Raw genomic sequence first — 17,122 nt, 5'->3', positions numbered from 1 at the left:
CTGCCGCCGGCAGCCGCGTCACCTGAAGCGACCCGAAGGAGACAAAGCAATGCAACGAGACAAGATCGAACCGTTCCTGCCCCTGGACGCCGCCCGCCGGCGGCAGCTGCTCGCGGCCGGCCTGGCGCTGGGCACCGGCGCACTGCCGCGGCTGGCCTTCGCGCAGGACTGGCCCACCAAGCCGGTGCGGCTGGTGGCCGCGCAGGCGCCCGGCTCGTCCAACGACGCCACCGCGCGCGCGGTGGCCGAGTACATGACCTCGAGCCTGGGCCAGGCGGTGGTGGTGGAGAACAAGCCCGGCGGCATCGGCATGATCGCGGCGGACAACGTGGCGCGCTCCCCCGCGGACGGCTACACCCTGCTCATCACGCTGCACAGCCAGCTCGCACAGGCACCGGTGATGCTCAAGAAGGTGCCGCTCGACACCTCGAAGGACCTGGTGCCTATCGCGGCCTTCAGCACCGGCGTGTCGCCGATGGTGGTGAAGAAGGACCTGCCGGTGAAGAACTTCAAGGAACTGCTCGCGCTCGCGCGCCAGCGGCCGGTGTCGGTGGGCAACTACGGCATCGGCTCGGGCTGGCAGATCATGATGACCCAGCTCGCCAAGCAGACCGGCGCCAGGTTCGACATCGTGAACTACAAGGGCACGGGCCCGATGGTGTTCGACCTGATGGCGGGCAACATCGACATCGGCGCGGGCTCGCTGGCAGGCCTGGGCCCCGGGATCCAGAAAGGCAGCTTCCGGCCGGTGCTGGTGATCTCGGGCGGGCGCTCGGAGAAGCTGCTGCCCGGCATTCCGACCTGGGCCGACGAGGGCTTCACCGGGCCCGCGTTCGAGAACCTCACCGAGTGCAACATGATCCTGGGCCCCGCGGGTCTTCCGGCCGACGTGGTGCGCCGCGTCGCCGATGCCTGCCGCGAATCGGCGTCCAGGTCGGAGGCCGTCAAGAATGTGCTGGCGCAGCTCGGCGTGGAGGAAGCGCCGCTGACGGGCGCCGAGCTGCAGCGCTTCATCCAGCGCACCTGGCCCACCTACCAGGCGATGACGAAGGAGCTGGGGCTGCAGGCGCAGTAGCCCGAGGGTGTCGCGAAGCGGCTTCAGGCCCGCAGCGCCGACAGCGCCCGCAGTCGCCGATGCGCCTCGCCCTGCGCATCGATCGGCGACTGGTTCTTCGCCTGCAGGTAGTGGTGGGTGAAGACCGCGAGGTAGGCGTCGAGGATCTGCGCGGCCAGCGCGTCGCCGGCCAGTTCCATGCACAGGCTCGCGACCTCGCTGGTGCAGAGGTGGTCGTCGCGGCCCGACTGGCGCAGCCGGTACTGCGTGCTGCGCGCGAGCACCGGGCTCAGCACCGGCAGCTGCGCGAGGTAGGCGCTGCGCCGGAACATCTTGCGCCCCTCGGCCCAGGTGCCGTCGAGCAGCACGAACAGCGGGCGCTTCGCGGGGCCGCCTGGCGATGCCTCGGGCAGCGCGACGGTCTGCACCACCCGCCCGGGCGCGGCGTACTGCCCCGGAAACACCACGTACGGCTGCCATCGCGGATCGGCCAGCAGGGCCAGCAGCGCGGGATCGGCGTCGGTGCGCGACCAGCCGAAGGCGAAGGTGTCCTCGACCACGTCGGCGATCAGCCAGCCGGTGTTGCTGGGCTTGAGCGCCTCGATGTCGCCCATGATCAGGCAGACGCCCGCGCGCGTCGCCATCGAGGGCCGCAGCGCGCACAGGCAATGGCTGGGCGCGAGCCGGCAGCCGGCGCAACGTTCGCGCTTGAAGCCGCCACGGGCCAGGAAGGGTTTGACGCTGCGCGCGAGGCGTTCGGCGCGCAGCAGGGAGACGGCGTGGGGCATGCGCCGATTCTCGGGCATGCCCGCCTGCCGGCCGGTCTTCAACCGGCCTTGAGGAACACGTCGTGATCGGGCGCGAAGTTGGCGTGCAGCGGCAGCATCGCGCCGCCCAGCGCGCAGGCCTGCGCGCCGACGCGGCCGCCATGCAGTTGCGGGCGCCACAGGCCCTCCCAGTTGCAGCCGTCGAGCGCGGCGCGCGTGGCTTCGAGCAGCGCCTGCTGCAGTGGGCGCGACATCGAGCCGTCCATCACCACGTCGGCCAGGTCGAGCATCGCGGTGCCGCTCGCGATCGCATGGGCCAGCGCCTCGGCGGCCGAGGCGAGCCAGGCCGCGGTGGCGTCGGCAAACGGCGGCTGCAGCGCGCGCTCGTCGTAGGCCGCGTCGGGGTCGACACCCTCGCGCTGCAGCCGCTGCTCGAGCTCCCACAGCGAGGCCTCGGCGATCAGTTGCGGCGGCGCTGTATCGCCATCGCGCTTGGAGCCGCGCACGCGCTGCATCGGCAGCGAGGCGAGCGCGCCGGCATTGCCGTGCGCGCCGCCATGCAGGTGCGAGTTGAGCACCAGGCCGCCGCCGACGAAGGTGTCGACGAACACGTAGAGAAAGCTCTTCAGGTCGTGGCCGCGCCCGCTCACCAGCTCGGCCACGCAGGCCGCGACGGTGTCGCGCGCGAAGATCACCGGCAGGTCGGTGCGCTGTCGCACCTCGGCGCCCAGGTCCATGCCGTTCCACAGGTCGGACTGCGCCTTCGACAGCCCGAGCGTGCGGTGCCAGCCGCCGAGCAGGAACGGCGCGGCGAGCCCCACGCCGACGGTGCGCGCGGCCAAGGGTCCCAGGCCGTCGCGCAGCCGGTGGGTGTGCTGGGCAATCGCGGGCAGCAGCGCGTCGGCGTCGGGAAAGTCGTAGGCCATCGCATGGCGCTCGCGCACCCGGGCCGTGAAGTCGATCAGCAGCCACTCGGCGCCGCGCCGGCCGACCTTGACGCCGATCGCGAAGGCGCCGTCGGGGTTGAGCGCGAGCGGCACCGAGGGCTGGCCGATGCGGCCGCGCACGCGGCTCTGCTTGACGATCAGCCCGTCCTCCTCGAGCCGCGCGGTGATCAGCCCGATGGTCTGCGCGCTCAGGCCGGTGAGGCGCGCGAGGTCGGCCTTGGGCAGGCTGCCGTGCACGCGCAGCGCCTGCAGCACGGTGCGCTCGTTGAACTGGCGCATGCCGACCTGGTTGGAGCCGCGCGGGCGCAGCAGGTCGGGCATGCGCGCGGCCGGCGCGGCATCAGGCATGCGCCTCCGCGGGCAAGGCGCTCGGCGGCATGGCGCCGGTCATCACGGCCACGGTGTCGCTCATGCTGATCTTCTTCGGATCGAGCACGGCGGCTCGCTTGCCCAGGCGCGCGACGTGGATGCGGTCGGCGACCTCGAACACGTGCGGCATGTTGTGGCTGATCAGCACCACGGGCAGGCCGCGGTCGCGCACGCGGCGGATCAGTTCGAGCACCATGTTGCCCTCCTTCACGCCGAGCGCGGCGGTGGGCTCGTCCATGATGACCACGTGGCGCGCGAAGGCCGCGCTGCGCGCCACCGCCACGCACTGGCGCTGGCCGCCCGAGAGGGTCTCGACGGCCTGCGTCATCGACTGGATGCCGACCTTGAGGTCGGCCATGCGGGCCGTGCTCTCCAGCAGCATCTTCTTCTTGTCGAGCATGCGCAGCACGTTGCCGAGGAAGCCGGGGCGGCGCAGCTCGCGGCCGAGGAACAGGTTCTCGTAGATGGTCATCGCGGGCGCGACGGCCAGGTCCTGGTAGACGGTCTCGATGCCGGCCCGCCGCGCATCGAGCGGATTGCGGAACTGCACCGGCTGGCCGTCGAGCAGGATCCGGCCCTCGTCGGGCACGATCGCGCCCGACAGCGCCTTGATCAGCGAGGACTTGCCCGCGCCGTTGTCGCCGATCACCGCAAGGATCTCGCCCTCGCGCAGCTCGAAGTCGACGCCGTCGAGTGCGGTGACCTGGCCGTAGCGCTTCACCAGGCCCTGGGCCTGCATCACCACCTTCGGGTTCGTCACGGCGTTCATCAGCGGGCCCCCTTGCGCGAGAGCTGGTCGGCCGCCACCGCGAGGATCACGAGCACGCCTGTCACCAGCACCTGGTAGATCGACGACACGCCCATCAGGGTGAGCCCGTTGCGGAACACGCCCACGATCAGCACGCCGATCAGCGAGCCGAGCACGATGCCGCGGCCGCCGAACAGGCTGGTGCCGCCCAGCACCACCGCCGTGATGGCGTCGAGGTTCTCGGTCTGGCCCGCGTTCGGGTCGCCCACGCCGGTGCGCGCCACCGACAGCAGCGAGGCGATGCCGTAGAGCACGCCCGCGGCCACGTACACGCCCAGCAGCACGCGCTGCGTCGGGATGCCGACCAGCCGCGTGGCCTCGGCGTTGTTGCCCACCGCGTAGACGTGGCGGCCGGCGCCGGTCTCGCGCAGCACGAACCAGGCGAGGCCGTAGAGCGCCACCATCAGCACCGAGCCCCACGCCACCTCGGCGCTGCCGATGGTGAAGGTGGTGCCCAGGCCCGTGAGGCCGGCCGGCAGGTCGGTGATGGTCTGCGAGGACGAATACAGCTGCGTGATCGCGAAGGCGATGTTGAGCGTGCCCAGCGTCACGATGAAGGGCGGCAGCTTGATGCGCGTGACCAGCAGGCCGTTGAGCAGGCCGAACAGCGTGGTCACGCCGATGCCGCAGAGGATGGCCACCGGCACCGGCAGGCCGAGCTCGGTGGCGAACTTGCTCATGATGATGCCGCCCAGCGCCATCACCATGCCGCACGACAGGTCGATGCCGGCCGTGAGGATGATCAGCGTCTGGCCGATCGCGATCACGCCCACCACCATCACCTGCTGCAGGATCAGCGAGAGGTTGCCGCCGGTGAGAAAGCGGTCGGACTGGGTCGCGAAGAAGATGCAGGCACCCAGCAGGGCCAGCCACGGCCCGAGGGCGCCCCACGGGATGTGGTGCGTTGCGGATTTCGCCATCGATGTGCCTCCCCGGGGCGGGTTGGTTACTTCTTGCCCCAGCACAGCTCGGCACCGGTCTTGGTGTCCTTGCTCTCGACGCCGGCCACGCTCTTGCCCGCGATCAGGGTCACGCCGGTGTCGACGTAGCCCGAGGCCTTCTTGCCGGTCTTCGCGAATTCGACGCCCGCGGCCACGCCCATCGCGGCCATCTTCAGCGGGTACTGCTGCGAGGTCGCGGCGATGATGCCGGCGTTGGTGTCCTTGATGCCCTGGCAGCCGCCGTCGACCGAGACGATCAGCACGCCCTTCTCCTTGCCCGCGCGCTTGAGCGCGTTGTAGGCACCGGCCGCGGCGGGCTCGTTGATGGTGTAGACCAGGTTCACGTCGGGCGCCTTCTGCAGGCAGTTCTCCATCACGGTCTGGGCCTTGGCCTGGTCGCCGAAGCTGTCGGCCATGCAGACGATCTCGGGCGCCTTCGAGAGCTCGTTCGACTTGGCGTCGTTGGCCGGCAGGCCGAAGCCCTTCATGAAGCCGTTGTGGCGCTGCGCGCCCACGGGGTGGCCCGGCAGCAGGTCGAGCGCGACGATCTTCGGCGTCTTGCCGGCCATCGCGGCCTTGGCGTATTCGCCGATCAGCACGCCGGCCGTGTAATTGTTGGTGGCGAACAGCGCGTCGGTGGCCTCGGGCGGATCGGCCGGGCTGTCGAGCGCGATCACCATGATCCCCTTGTCGCGCGCCTTCTTGATCGCCGGCACGATGGCCTTGGCGTCGCTCGGCGTGATCAGGATGGTCTTGGCGCCGGCCGCGATCATGTTCTCCATGGCCGTGATCTGCCCCGCGTTGTCGCCGTCGGCCTTGCCCGCGCCCGACAGCAGCTTGGCGCCGAGCTTTTTGGCCTCTTCCTGCGCGCCCTCCTTCATCTTCACGAAGAAGGGGTTGGTCTCGGTCTTGGTGACGAGGCCGATCACGGGTTCGCCGGCGGCGAAGGCGGTAGAGGCGGCGACGGACGCGGCCGCCAGGGCCAGGATGCAGCGGATGCGGGGCATGGTTGTCTCTCCTTGGGCGGGCGGCTGGATCGGACCGCCCCGTGGTTCTCGGGATCCGGCCCGTTCGCCATGCGGATGGCGTCGCCGGGCCGGGCGCCAGCGGACTATCGGCCAAGGAAACGACTAAATCAAGTTGGTTTAGTTATCGAAAACCCGCACAGGAAGCATCAAGGATTCGGCTCGCGGCGATGGATCTGGACGCCTGTCAAACGAAACAGTTACTTGCATTTACTCACATTACCGACAGAATGAGCCAGCATTTGGAGGTCAAGCACGCGTGAGTGGCGAGGTCGTCGAACTGCTGAGAACCCAGCCCGAGATCGCGCTGTTCCTCGTGCTCGCCATCGGCCATGCCGTCGGCACCATCCGCTTCGGACCGATCCAGCTCGGCGGCATCTGCGGCACCCTGATCGCCGCGCTGGTGGTCGGCCAGCTCGGCATCCGGGTCGACGACAGCGTGAAGAACGTGTTCTTCATGCTCTTCATCTTCGCGCTCGGCTATGCGGGCGGCCCGCAGTTCTTCGCCAACCTCGACGCCAAGGGCCTGCGCCTGGGCCTGTTGTGCCTCGTCGAGGTGGTGGCGGTGCTCGCGCTGGTGCTGGGCGCCACCGTGCTGCTGTCGCTCGACCAGGGCACGGCCGCCGGGCTGATGGCCGGCGCGGCCACCGAGTCGGCGGTGGTGGGCACGGCCACCGACGCGATCTCCAAGCTGGGCCTGCCCGCGGCGGACATGCAGCAGCTGCAGGCCAACGTGGTCACGGCCTACTCGATCACCTATGTGTTCGGGCTGATCGCGATCGTGGTCTTCACGAGCCAGGTGTTTCCGCTGCTGCTGCGCGTGGACCTGCGCGCCGAGGCCGATCGCCTGTGGAAGACCATGGGCGGCGGCGGCGATGATCCCGGCGCCGCGAGCGCGGTGCCCGAGATGGTCGGCCGCGTGTTCGAGGTGACGACCGGACGCGGCCGCTCGATCGGCGAGCTGGCCACGATCCTCGGCGGCCAGGCCCACATCGAGCGCGTGCTGCGCGCCGGCCAGAGCCTGGCGGTGGAGCCCGCGCTTCGGCTGCGCGCCCGCGACCGGGTGCTGGCCATCGGCCGGCGCGCGGCGCTGGTCAACGTGGCCGAGCTGCTGGGCCGCGAATTCGCCGACACCACGGCCTTCGACGCGGTGGTCGAGACCACCGAGGCGGTGCTGAGCCGGCGCGAATGGTTCGGCCGCGAGCTGCGCGAACTGGCCGCGGCGCTGCCGCCCTCGGTGCAGGTCACGGGCGTGGCGCGCGACCGCCATGCGATGCCGCTGCTCGGCGAGCTGCGGCTCGCGCGCGGCGACGTGCTCCAGCTCTACGGCCCGGTCGACGAGGTGGCGCGCGCGCTGCCGCTGGCCGGCGACCGGGTGCTGGCCTCGACGCGCAGCAACATCAGCTTCGCGGCCGCGGGCATCCTGCTCGGCGTCTTCATCGGCGGCTTCAGCGTCAAGCTCGGCGGCATCCCGTTCTCGCTCGGCACCGGCGGCGGCGCGCTGCTCACCGGCCTGGGCTTCGGCTGGTACCAGGCGAAGAACCCGCACCGGCTCAGCGTGCCGCCCGATGCACTGGCGCTGATGAAGGACCTGGGCCTGGCCACCTTCATCGCCTGCGTCGGCCTGGCCTCGGGGCCGCAGGCGCTGGCGCTGATCAAGAAATTCGGCGTGGCGCTGCCGCTGGTCGGCGTGGCCGTGGCGGTGGTGCCGGCGAGCCTGTCGCTGTTCGTCGGCCACCGGCTGCTCAAGCTCGAGGCGCCGGTGCTGCTGGGCGCGATCGCGGGCCAGCAGTGCAGCACGCCGGCCCTCAGCGCGGTGCAGAACGCGGCCGGCAACGCCACGCCGCTGCTGGGCTACACCATCACCTATGCGATCTCGAACGTGGTGCTGCCGCTGATGGGACCGCTGATCGTCGCGCTGGCCGGGCTGGTTCACCACGCGGCGAAATGAATTCGAAACCTCGAAGGAGCTGATCCATGGAATGGCTGCACGAAACGTTCAAGAAGTCGCCCGAGATGGCGCTCTTTCTCTCGCTGGCGGTCGGCTACTGGATCGGCAAGATCAAGTTCGGCAAGTTCCAGCTCGGCGGCGTGGCCGGCTCGCTGCTGGTGGCGGTGATCGTGAGCCAGGTCGGCGTGCAGGTCGACGCCGGCGTGAAGGCGGTGCTGTTCGCGCTCTTCATCTATGCGGTGGGCTTCGAGAGCGGCCCGCAGTTCTTCAGCTCGCTGGGGCGGCAATCGATCAAGGAGATCGTCCTGGCCGCGGTCATGGCGGCCACCGGCCTGGCCACGGTGGTGGTCATGGCCAAGTGGTTCGGGCTCGACAAGGGCCTGGCGGCCGGCGTGGCGGCCGGCGGCCTCACGCAGTCGGCCATCATCGGCACGGCCGGCGACGCGATCGCCAAGCTCGGCCTCGACGCGGCCGAGACCGCGCGGCTGCAGGCCAACGTGGCGATCGGCTATGCCGTGACCTACGTGTTCGGGTCCTTCGGCGCGATCATCGTCTGCGTCAACCTGCTGCCCAAGTTCATGGGCCGCACCATCCGCGACGACGCGATCGCGGCCGAGACCGCGATGCAGGCCGGCGTGAAGGTGCTCGGTGCCGACCAGGAGGAAGCCGCGCCCTCGCTGGTGGGCCGCATCTACGAGCTCACGGCCGATCCGCAGCGCACCGTGGCCGACATCGAGAACGCCGACCCGGTCACCACCATCACCATCGAGCGCGTCAAGCGCGACGGCCGCTTCGTCGAGGTCAGCCCCACGCTCGCGCTGCGCCGCGGCGACATCGTGCTGGCCGTCGGCCGGCGCGACGCGGTGGTGGCGAGCGCGCCGCTGCTGGGCAAGGAGGTCTATGCGGTCGAGGGCATGGAGCTCACCATGCACAAGCGCGACATCGTGCTGACCAACAAGGACTTCGAGCGCAAGACCGTGGCGCAGATCCGCGAGGCCACCGCGGGCGGCGTGCGCCACGGCATCTTCGTGGTGCAGCTGAGCCGCATGGGCCAGGTGCTGCCGATGCAGCCCGACACCGTGGTGCAGGCCGGCGACGTGGTCACGATCTTCGGCGCCGAGCAGGACGTCAAGCGCGTGGCCGCGATCGTCGGCGACGTGATCGTGCCGAGCGCCAAGACCGACTTCGTCTACCTCGGCGCGGGCCTGGTGGTCGGCCTGCTGGTGGGCCTCTTGAGCGTGAAGATCGGCAGCATCCCGCTCACGCTCGGCGCCGGTGGCGGCGCCCTGCTCTCGGGCCTGCTGTTCGGCTGGTACCGCGCGCGGCGCCAGACCTTCGGCGCACTGCCGACCAGCGGCGTGCAACTGCTCAAGGACCTGGGCCTGGCCGGCTTCGTGGTGGTGGTGGGGCTGTCGTCGGGCTTGCAGGCGGTGCAGACCGTCAAGGAGCACGGGCTCACGATCTTCGGCGTGGGCGTGGTCGTGACCATCGTGCCGATGATCCTCACGATGCTGTTCGGCCGCTACGTGCTGCGCTATGCCAACACCGCGATCTTCGCGGGCGCGCTCAGCGGCTCGCGCAGCGCCAACCCGGCTTTCGGCGAGGTGCTCGACAAGGCCGAGAACTCGATCCCCACCGTGCCCTTCGCGATCACCTACGCGCTGGCCAACGTGTTCCTCACGCTGCTCGGGCCGCTGATCGTCGCGCTGGTCTGAGCACGCCCTCCCTCTTCTTCCTTTCCTGCCTTACTCACAACCAAGGAGCCTTTCCATGGATTTCGGCGACGTGAAAAAACTCAGCGGCCTGAGCCCCTTCGAACTCAAGGACGCGCTGATCCAGGTGGCCAGCCAGGGCGACCGCCTGATGCTCAACGCGGGGCGCGGCAATCCGAACTTCCTCGCGACCACGCCGCGCCACGGCTTCTTCGCGTTCGGCGAATTCGCCATGACCGAGAGCGAGCGCTCCTTCGTCTACATGGAGGGCGTGGGCGGCTTCCCGCAGCGCGAGGGCATCGAGGCGCGCTTCGAGATCTTCACCAAGGCCAACGCGGGCCGGCCCGGCGTGCGCTTCATCGAGGCGGCGGTGTCGTACGTGCGCGACCAGCTCGGCCTGTCGGCCGGCGACTTCATCTACGAGATGTGCGAGGCGATCCTGGGCTGCAACTACCCGGTGCCCGACCGCATGCTGCGGCTCAGCGAGATCATCGTGGGCCAGTACATCCACAAGGAGATGATCGGCACCCATCCCTTCGTGGGCAGGTTCGACATGTACGCGGTGGAAGGCGGCACCGCCGCCATGACCTACCTGTTCAACAGCCTGCGCGAGAACGGGCTGCTCGAGCCCGGCGACACCATCGCGCTGGGCATGCCGATCTTCACGCCCTACATCGAGATCCCGCACCTCAACGACTACCAGCTGATCGAGGCGCTGATCGACGCGCCGTCCGAGAACGGCTGGCAGTACACGAAGAAGGAGCTGCAGAAGCTGCTCGACCCGAAGGTCAAGGCCTTCTTCCTGTGCAACCCGAGCAACCCGCCCTCGGTGAAGATCAGCGACGAGGTGCTCGGCGACATCGCCGACATCGTCAAGCAGCGGCCCGACCTGATCATCCTGACCGACGACGTCTACGGCACCTTTGCCGACGACTTCCGCTCGCTGTTCGCGATCTGCCCGCGCAACACCATCCTCGTGTATTCGTTCTCGAAGTACTTCGGCGCCACCGGCTGGCGCATGGGCGTGGTGGCCACGCACGAGGACAACGTGCTCGACCACCAGATCGCGGCCCTGCCCGAGGCGGCGCTGAAGGAACTCGACGCGCGCTACAGCTCGATCACCACCGAGCCGCGCCGGCTCAAGTTCATCGACCGGCTGGTGGCCGACAGCCGCACCGTGGCGCTCAACCACACGGCCGGCCTGTCGACGCCGGTGCAGGCGCAGATGGTGATGTTCTCGCTGTTCTGCCTGATGGACGAACCCGAGGCCTACAAGCATGCGATGAAGCGCATCGTGAAGCGGCGCAAGGAGGCGCTCTACCGCGAGCTCGGGCTGCCGCTGTCGGCCGACCCGAACTCGGTGAGCTACTACCACCTGCTCGACCTGCAGGAGATCGCCACCCAGATGTACGGCGAGCGCTTCGGCGCCTGGATCGTGACCCAGCTGCAGCCCAACGAGGCGCTGTTCCGCATCGCCGAGGAGACCGGCATCGTGCTGCTGCCGGGCCGCGGCTTCGGCGGCAAGCACGCCTCGGGCCGGGTCTCGCTGGCCAACCTCAACGAGTACGACTACGCCAACATCGGGCGCTCGCTGCGCAAGCTGGCGTCGGAGTACTTCGCGCGCTTCGAGCAGCAGTCGGGCAAGGCCAGGCGCAGCAGCGATCCGGCGGTGTCGGCGGTGGTGGTGAAGCCGCAGAAGGCGGCGAAACGGGGCAAGAAGAAGTAAGTAGCGGAAAGTGGGACCGGGCAGCCGCCCGGCCAGCCCCTCCAAATTCATTTTCATTTTTTTCAGGTTTCAAGGGTTTCCCCTTCCCTCCTTTTTTCTTACATCTTGATTTATCCGCTTACGATTTGACGGTCGACGGCCGTCAGGTCGATGGCTGCGATAACTCCAAGAAACACTGAGGGAATACTGGAATGAAATGGTTTGCATACGCGGCGACCACAGCCGCGCTGGTCGGGGTATTGGGAGGATGCGGAGGAGGCGGTGGAGGGGGCGGCGGAGGCCTGCCCTTCCCGGTCGTGCCCTCGACACCCATGACCCTCGCCGTTCAGGTGAACGGCAAGGCCGTCACGGCGGACGCCGGCGGCAAGTATTCGATCAAGCCGGGCGACACGGTCACGCTGACGCCCAACCAGGGCACCGGCTGGAACAACAGCTCGACGCCCGCGGGCTCGGTCAGCCTGCGCAAGGCCGCGATCTCGAGCAGCCAGTGGTCGGCCCAGATCGTCAACAACACCGCCGCGGCCGCCGTGTTCACCGTGAGCGCCAAGGCGAGCGCCGACGCGGCGCAGGTCAAGGACGCCGTCTTCAACGTTTCCGCGGGCAACGCGAGCAACGGCACCTACAGCGTCTTCGCGACCAACGGCACCCGGCAGAAGCTGGCGCTCAACTTCGATGCGCAGTTCTACGTCATGACCGACAACGCCGGCGTGGCTGTCGAGGACAGCTTCAGCACCGATCTTTCGGAAGCCGGCACCTACCTGTTCCAGTCGTCGCGCAACACCGCCAAGGCGATCAACACGCGCTTCCGCATGGTCACCGACACGGTGGTCGGCAGCTTCCCGTTCGAAGCCGCTGGCGTGCCGAACACTTACGCGGTGCAGCCCTTCGTGGCATCGCGCGCGCTCGTGACCAAGCAGAGCGACCTGGATGGCGACTACAACCGCCTCGGCATCGGCGCGCTGGCCAGCGTGCGCGACTCGAACATCCGCCAGGCCCGCGTGACGGGCGGCGGCACGGTGTTCCTGCTGTGCAACGAGGTGGCGATCACCGCGCCCGCCAGCTGCCCGCCGGCTTCCGTGTTGACCTACAACGTGACGCCCGGCGCGACGCCCGACGCATGGAACATCGCCAGGGTGACCGACCCCACGGACACGGGCACGTTCTCGATCGCGCGCGTCGCGGGCAAGAACGTGTACCTGTCCGCCGGCACCAACCCCAGGGCGCCGAACGACGCGCTGTTCCGTATCGGCCTGGTCGAATCCTCGACCTGGGGCGCCACGACCGCCAGCGGCGGCGATACCGCCGGCCGCTGGGGCACGCTGAAGTTCACGGCCACCACCTACGAGACCGTCCTGGCGCAGCCCGATGCCACCGTCTACGCAGTGGGCTATCCGCTCAACATCACCAGCGCCTCCATCGCCGGCATCAAGGGCATCAACCAATCGGGCACGGACCGCTACTTCGGCGCGCAGGACGGCACCATCTCGGCCGTCGTCGGCGCTCGAGGCGGCCCCGTGGCCGGCTACATCCAGATCGGCCTGGTGAACTGACGATCCGACAGCGCTCCCGGTGATCCGGGAGCAAAGCCATCGCGCCGCGCGCCTGAAAAGGTTCGCGGCGTTTTTGCTTTTCGAGGCCGTCTTTCTCCCGGCGCCGCGACGCCCTGGCATACGATGGCGGGAAACAGAAGAGGGGCCCGCGAAGGGGCGAGAAGAATGATCGTTGGAATTGACCTGGGCACCACCAACAGCCTGGCGGCGGTGTGGCGGGATGGCGCTTCCGTGCTGGTGCCCAGCGGGCTCGGCGAGTACCTGACGCCCTCTTGCGTCAGCATCGACGAGGACGATTCGGTGCTGGTCGGCAAGGCGGCGCGCGAGCGGCTGCAGACGCATCCCGAGCGCACGGCCGCGGTGTTCAAGCGCTACATGGGCAGCAACAAGACGGTGCGGCTGGGCAAGCGCGAGTTCCGGCCCGAGGAGCTGTCGGCGCTGGTGCTGCGCTCGCTCAAGGCCGATGCCGAGGCGATGCTCGGCGAGCCGGTCACCGAGGCCGTGATCACCGTGCCGGCCTACTTCTCCGATGCCCAGCGCAAGGCCACGCGCGCCGCGGGCGAGCTCGCGGGCCTGAAGGTCGAGCGGCTGCTCAACGAGCCGACCGCCGCCGCGCTGGCCTACGGCATGCACGACATGCGCGCCGAAACCCGCTTCCTGGTGTTCGACCTCGGCGGCGGCACCTTCGACGTGTCGATCCTCGAGATGTTCGAGGGCGTGATGGAGGTGCGTGCCTCGGCGGGCGACAACTTCCTGGGCGGCGAGGACTTCGTCGAGGCGCTGATCGCGCTCTTCTTCGAGCGCAACAAGCTGCCGGCCAGCCTGCGCACCGATGCCCACTTCATGCAGCGCCTGGCCGCCCAGACCGAGGCCGCCAAGCGCGCGCTGAGCACGCAGCCGACGGCCGAGATCGTGGTCGCGCACGAGGCGGCGCAGCACCGGCTGTCGCTCGACGAAGGCACGCTCGAGCAGGCCTGCGCCGCACTGCTCAAGCGGCTGCGCGCACCCGTCGAGCGCGCGCTGCGCGACGCCAACCTGCGCGCCGGCGAGCTCGACGCGGTGGTGCTGGCCGGCGGTGCCACCCGCATGCCGGTGGTGCGGCGCCTGGCCACCACCATGTTCGGCCGCTTCCCCTCGATCGACTTCAACCCCGACGAGGTGGTGGCGCTCGGCGCCGCCGTGCAGGCCGGCCTGAAGGCGCGCGACGCGGCGCTCAAGGAAGTGGTGATGACCGACGTGGCGCCCTACTCGCTGGGCGTGGCGGTCAGCCGCTGGCTCAGCGACACCACGGTGACGCACGGCCACTTCGACCCGATCATCGAGCGCAACAGCACGGTGCCCGTGAGCCGCTCGAAGAGCTACGTGCCGAACTCGGGCAGCCAGACCTCGGTCGACCTGCACGTGTTCCAGGGCGAGTCGCGCATGGTGCGCGACAACGTGCACCTGGGCACCCTGCACGTGCCGCTGCCGAGCCTGGGAGCGGGAGCGTCCCCGGGCGACGCCGCGGTCGAGGTGCGCTTCACCTACGACGTCAACGGCCTGCTGCAGGTCGAGGCCACGGTGCAGAAGACGCAGGAGACCTTCAGCCTGCTGATCGAGGGCAACCCGGGCCTGCTGAGCGAGGCCGAGATCAAGGAACGGATGGCGGCACTGAGCGCGCTCAAGATCCATCCGCGCGACCGCATCGAGAACCGCACCCTGCTGGCGCGCGCCGAACGCATCTACCAGCAGCTGCGCGGCGACGTGCGCGAGTGGCTGGGCATCCGCATCGCCGAATTCGAACGCGTGCTGGCGCTGCAGGACAAGCGGCAGATCGCGGCGATGCAGCGCCAGTTCCAGGAGCAGTTGGAGCAGATCGAGCGCGACGGCCCGCTGGCCGATTGAGACGGGGCGACGACCATGACCGAGGTCCCCGGCTTCCTGCTCGAACTCGGCCTGCGATGCCGACGAGCGCACCGTGCGGCGCGCCTATGCGGTGCAGCTCAAGCAGATCGACCAGGCGGCGCAGCCGCTGCAGTTCCAGCAGTTGCGCGAGGCTTACGAGGCCGCGTTGCACTGGGCGCGGCAAGCGCGGGACGTGCAGCAGGCCGAGGCGGTGCCCCCGCCGCCCTCCCCGCCCGAAGCCGTGGTCGAGGTCGTCCCCGAACCGGCGCCACCCCCGGCCCCCGCCGAACCGCGTCCCGACCCCGTGCGCGACATCCTCGTCGCGCTCGACACCCGGTTGCAGCGGGAGCCGCTGCGCAGCGTCCCCGAAGCCACCGCGCTGCTCGAACAAACGCTCGAGGACCCGCGCCTGCTCGACATGGATGCGCGCTTCCTGTTCGAGGCCAACATCGCCCACCTGCTGGCCTGCGGCTGGCGGCCCGGCCACGAACACCTGTTCGAGGCCGCGCTCGTTCTCTTCGATTGGCGCACCGACTCGGCGCGGCTGCTGCGGCTGGGACAGGCCGGGCAGGTGGTGGACCGTGCGATCGTCGAGCAGGATGCGCAGGGGCAGCAGGCGCCGCTCGCACGCGACAGCCAGCTGGAATACCTGGAACTGCTGCGGCGCACGGCACGGCCCGAGCCTCGGATGCTGGCGCTGGGGCTCGGACCGGTCATGCACGCCGCGGCCCACTACCCGACCTGGCTGCGCCTGACCTCGAACACCGCGAACATCGAGGCCTGGAACGAACGCAACGCGGACTTGACGCGCACCAACCCGAAGGCGCCCGTCTACGACGACTCGGTCAGCACCTCGCAGATGGTGACCTGGTTCGTTGCTTTCTGCGGCGTGGTGCTGCTGATCGTGCTGCTAAAGGCCGCACCCTCGGGGCAGCCTGCGTCGCCGACCGAGCAGGCCGCGCAGCGTGCAGGAGCAGCCGCCGTCCAGGAGCTCTTGCGCAATGCACGCGCCCGGCAGTCCTCGCAACCGTCGCCCGCTGCGCAGGCAGGGGCTTCCGACACCCCCGCCATCCCGGCACCCCAGCGCCCGTCGATCGAACCCGATCCTCCGGCCGCCAGGTACACGACCGCCCCGCGCCCGATCTATCCCGCCCTGTCGAAGCGGCTCGGCGAGCAAGGGACCGTCACGCTCAAGGTCCGGGCCGATGCCCAAGGCGCGGTGAGCGATGCCGTGGTGCTGCAGGGCTCGGGTCACGCGCGCCTGGACAACGCCGCCATCGACGCGGTGCGCGAGGCCCGGGTCGTTCCGAGGAAGGGCATGGACGGTCGCGGCGTGGGTGCCTGGTACAAGGCCTCGATCCAGTTCACGCTGAACGATGCCGACCGGCCTGCGAGCACGGCAACGCCCCCGGCACCGCGCCGCAGCTATGGCGACAGGGTCACGGCGGCGGTCCGCCCGAACATCGTGTTCTCCAACAACGTGCCGGGCAATCCGGCGGTCGAATACACGCTGGCGCTGCGACCCGACGGCCGGATCATGGACGCCAGGCTGTCGAAAGCCAGCGGCGTTCCCGAATGGGATGCCGCCGCGCTGCGCGCGATCCTCAGGACCGACCGCATGCCGCTGACCGACGACGGTACCGTGCCGTCGACGATGGTGCTGGTGCTGCGGCCGAAGCTGCAATGAAGCGCCGCACCGCCTGGCACGCCCGCCTTCGATAGACCGCATGGCCTGGATCCTGGTCGCCGCCGCTCTCTGCACCGCCCTCCACCTGGGCGCCATCGCGCTGGCGGCGATGCGCTTCGGCATCCCGATCCGCGAGATCCACTACGGCTGGGGCCCGACGCTGCTGCGCATCGGCCCGCTGCGGATCAAGCCGCTGGTGTTCGCGGGCTCGGTCGTGCTCAAGGACGGCGGGGCCGAAGGGCTCGAGGGCGATGCCAAGCGCGATGCCTTCGACAGCCAGCCACGCACGACGCGGCTGCTGATCGGCTGCGCCGGGCCGTTCGCGCTGCTGACGCTCGCGCTGCTGGTGTCGCCCTTCGACGGCCTCGGGCAGGTCGGCAGCGGTTTCGTGCAGTACGTCGAGGGCGCGCTGTCGCCATTCGGGCAGGCGCAGCGGCTGCTGCGGCTCGCGGCCGAGGCGGCCGGCGGCCTGGACTTCGTGCCGCTGCTCGGCCTGGTCGCGGCGAAGACCGCCGCCTTCAACCTGCTGCCGCTGCCCGGCAGCAACGGCGGTTTCCTGCTGCAGGCCCTGTTCGAGCGCACGGCACTGGCGCGGCGCTGGCCGCCACAGGCCACGCAGGCAGCGCTGCTGCTGTTCCTGGGCTCGATGCTGTCGTGGCTGCTGGCCCTGGCGATCTACCTCGGGCCCTTGCTGGTTTGAC

13 protein-coding genes are annotated in these 17,122 nt (G+C 69.7%); 8 read left to right on the top strand and 5 right to left on the bottom strand.

Features of this window, described 5'->3' with window-relative positions:
• The first annotated feature begins 49 nt into the window (after positions 1-49).
• A complete protein-coding gene (locus tag ACODT0_RS32115) occupies positions 50-1,075 on the top strand; it encodes a Bug family tripartite tricarboxylate transporter substrate binding protein (RefSeq protein ID WP_479670244.1) in 1,026 nt (341 codons plus the stop codon).
• Positions 1,076-1,098: 23 nt separating this feature from the next.
• Here the strand turns inward: ACODT0_RS32115 and ACODT0_RS32110 are convergent, their stop codons facing one another.
• The 5 genes from ACODT0_RS32110 to ACODT0_RS32090 are packed head-to-tail and all read right to left on the bottom strand — an operon-like array spanning position 1,099 to position 5,893.
• The gene (locus tag ACODT0_RS32110) at positions 1,099-1,842 is read right to left on the bottom strand and encodes a tRNA-uridine aminocarboxypropyltransferase (protein WP_489043129.1); all 744 of its coding nucleotides are present in this window, start codon (positions 1,840-1,842) and stop codon (positions 1,099-1,101) included.
• A 38-nt stretch (positions 1,843-1,880) separates the two neighbouring features.
• Entirely contained in the window at positions 1,881-3,116 is a 1,236-nt protein-coding gene (locus ACODT0_RS32105; protein WP_489043128.1) for an ROK family transcriptional regulator, read from the bottom strand.
• Entirely contained in the window at positions 3,109-3,906 is a 798-nt protein-coding gene (locus ACODT0_RS32100; protein WP_489043127.1) for an ATP-binding cassette domain-containing protein, read from the bottom strand. Before ACODT0_RS32100 ends, ACODT0_RS32105 begins: the two co-directional genes overlap by 8 nt.
• Entirely contained in the window at positions 3,906-4,865 is a 960-nt protein-coding gene (locus ACODT0_RS32095; RefSeq protein ID WP_261216501.1) for an ABC transporter permease, read from the bottom strand. Before ACODT0_RS32095 ends, ACODT0_RS32100 begins: the two co-directional genes overlap by 1 nt.
• Before the next feature lie 26 nt (positions 4,866-4,891).
• Entirely contained in the window at positions 4,892-5,893 is a 1,002-nt protein-coding gene (locus ACODT0_RS32090) for a sugar ABC transporter substrate-binding protein (RefSeq protein WP_057593595.1), read from the bottom strand.
• Positions 5,894-6,170: 277 nt separating this feature from the next.
• On the opposite strand from ACODT0_RS32090, the gene aspT (ACODT0_RS32085) reads away from it, so the two are divergent.
• From aspT (ACODT0_RS32085) to ACODT0_RS32055, 7 genes are all read left to right on the top strand, one after another.
• Positions 6,171-7,862: an aspartate-alanine antiporter gene (gene aspT / locus ACODT0_RS32085; protein ID WP_489043126.1), complete on the top strand. Its 1,692-nt coding sequence runs from the start codon at positions 6,171-6,173 to the stop codon at positions 7,860-7,862.
• 26 nt (positions 7,863-7,888) lie between these two features.
• Complete coding sequence (gene aspT / locus ACODT0_RS32080) at positions 7,889-9,577, top strand: aspartate-alanine antiporter (RefSeq protein WP_489043125.1); 1,689 nt, start codon at positions 7,889-7,891, stop codon at positions 9,575-9,577.
• A 55-nt stretch (positions 9,578-9,632) separates the two neighbouring features.
• Positions 9,633-11,300 (top strand): bifunctional aspartate transaminase/aspartate 4-decarboxylase, encoded by a 1,668-nt coding sequence (locus ACODT0_RS32075; RefSeq protein ID WP_489043124.1) that lies wholly within the window; start codon positions 9,633-9,635, stop codon positions 11,298-11,300.
• Between the two features lie 311 nt (positions 11,301-11,611).
• Positions 11,612-12,850, top strand: coding sequence for a hypothetical protein (locus ACODT0_RS32070; protein ID WP_489043123.1), 1,239 nt, complete (start codon positions 11,612-11,614; stop codon positions 12,848-12,850).
• A gap of 165 nt (positions 12,851-13,015) precedes the next feature.
• Complete coding sequence (locus ACODT0_RS32065; protein WP_489043122.1) at positions 13,016-14,734, top strand: Hsp70 family protein; 1,719 nt, start codon at positions 13,016-13,018, stop codon at positions 14,732-14,734.
• 73 nt (positions 14,735-14,807) lie between these two features.
• Positions 14,808-16,421: a TonB family protein gene (locus ACODT0_RS32060; RefSeq protein WP_489043121.1), complete on the top strand. Its 1,614-nt coding sequence runs from the start codon at positions 14,808-14,810 to the stop codon at positions 16,419-16,421.
• 40 nt (positions 16,422-16,461) lie between these two features.
• Positions 16,462-17,121: a site-2 protease family protein gene (locus ACODT0_RS32055; RefSeq protein WP_261216493.1), complete on the top strand. Its 660-nt coding sequence runs from the start codon at positions 16,462-16,464 to the stop codon at positions 17,119-17,121.
• Position 17,122 lies beyond the last annotated feature (1 nt).

It is taken from the genome of Variovorax sp. FG153, assembly GCF_057809595.1.
This window is presented reverse-complemented; position numbering and strand designations above follow the sequence as displayed.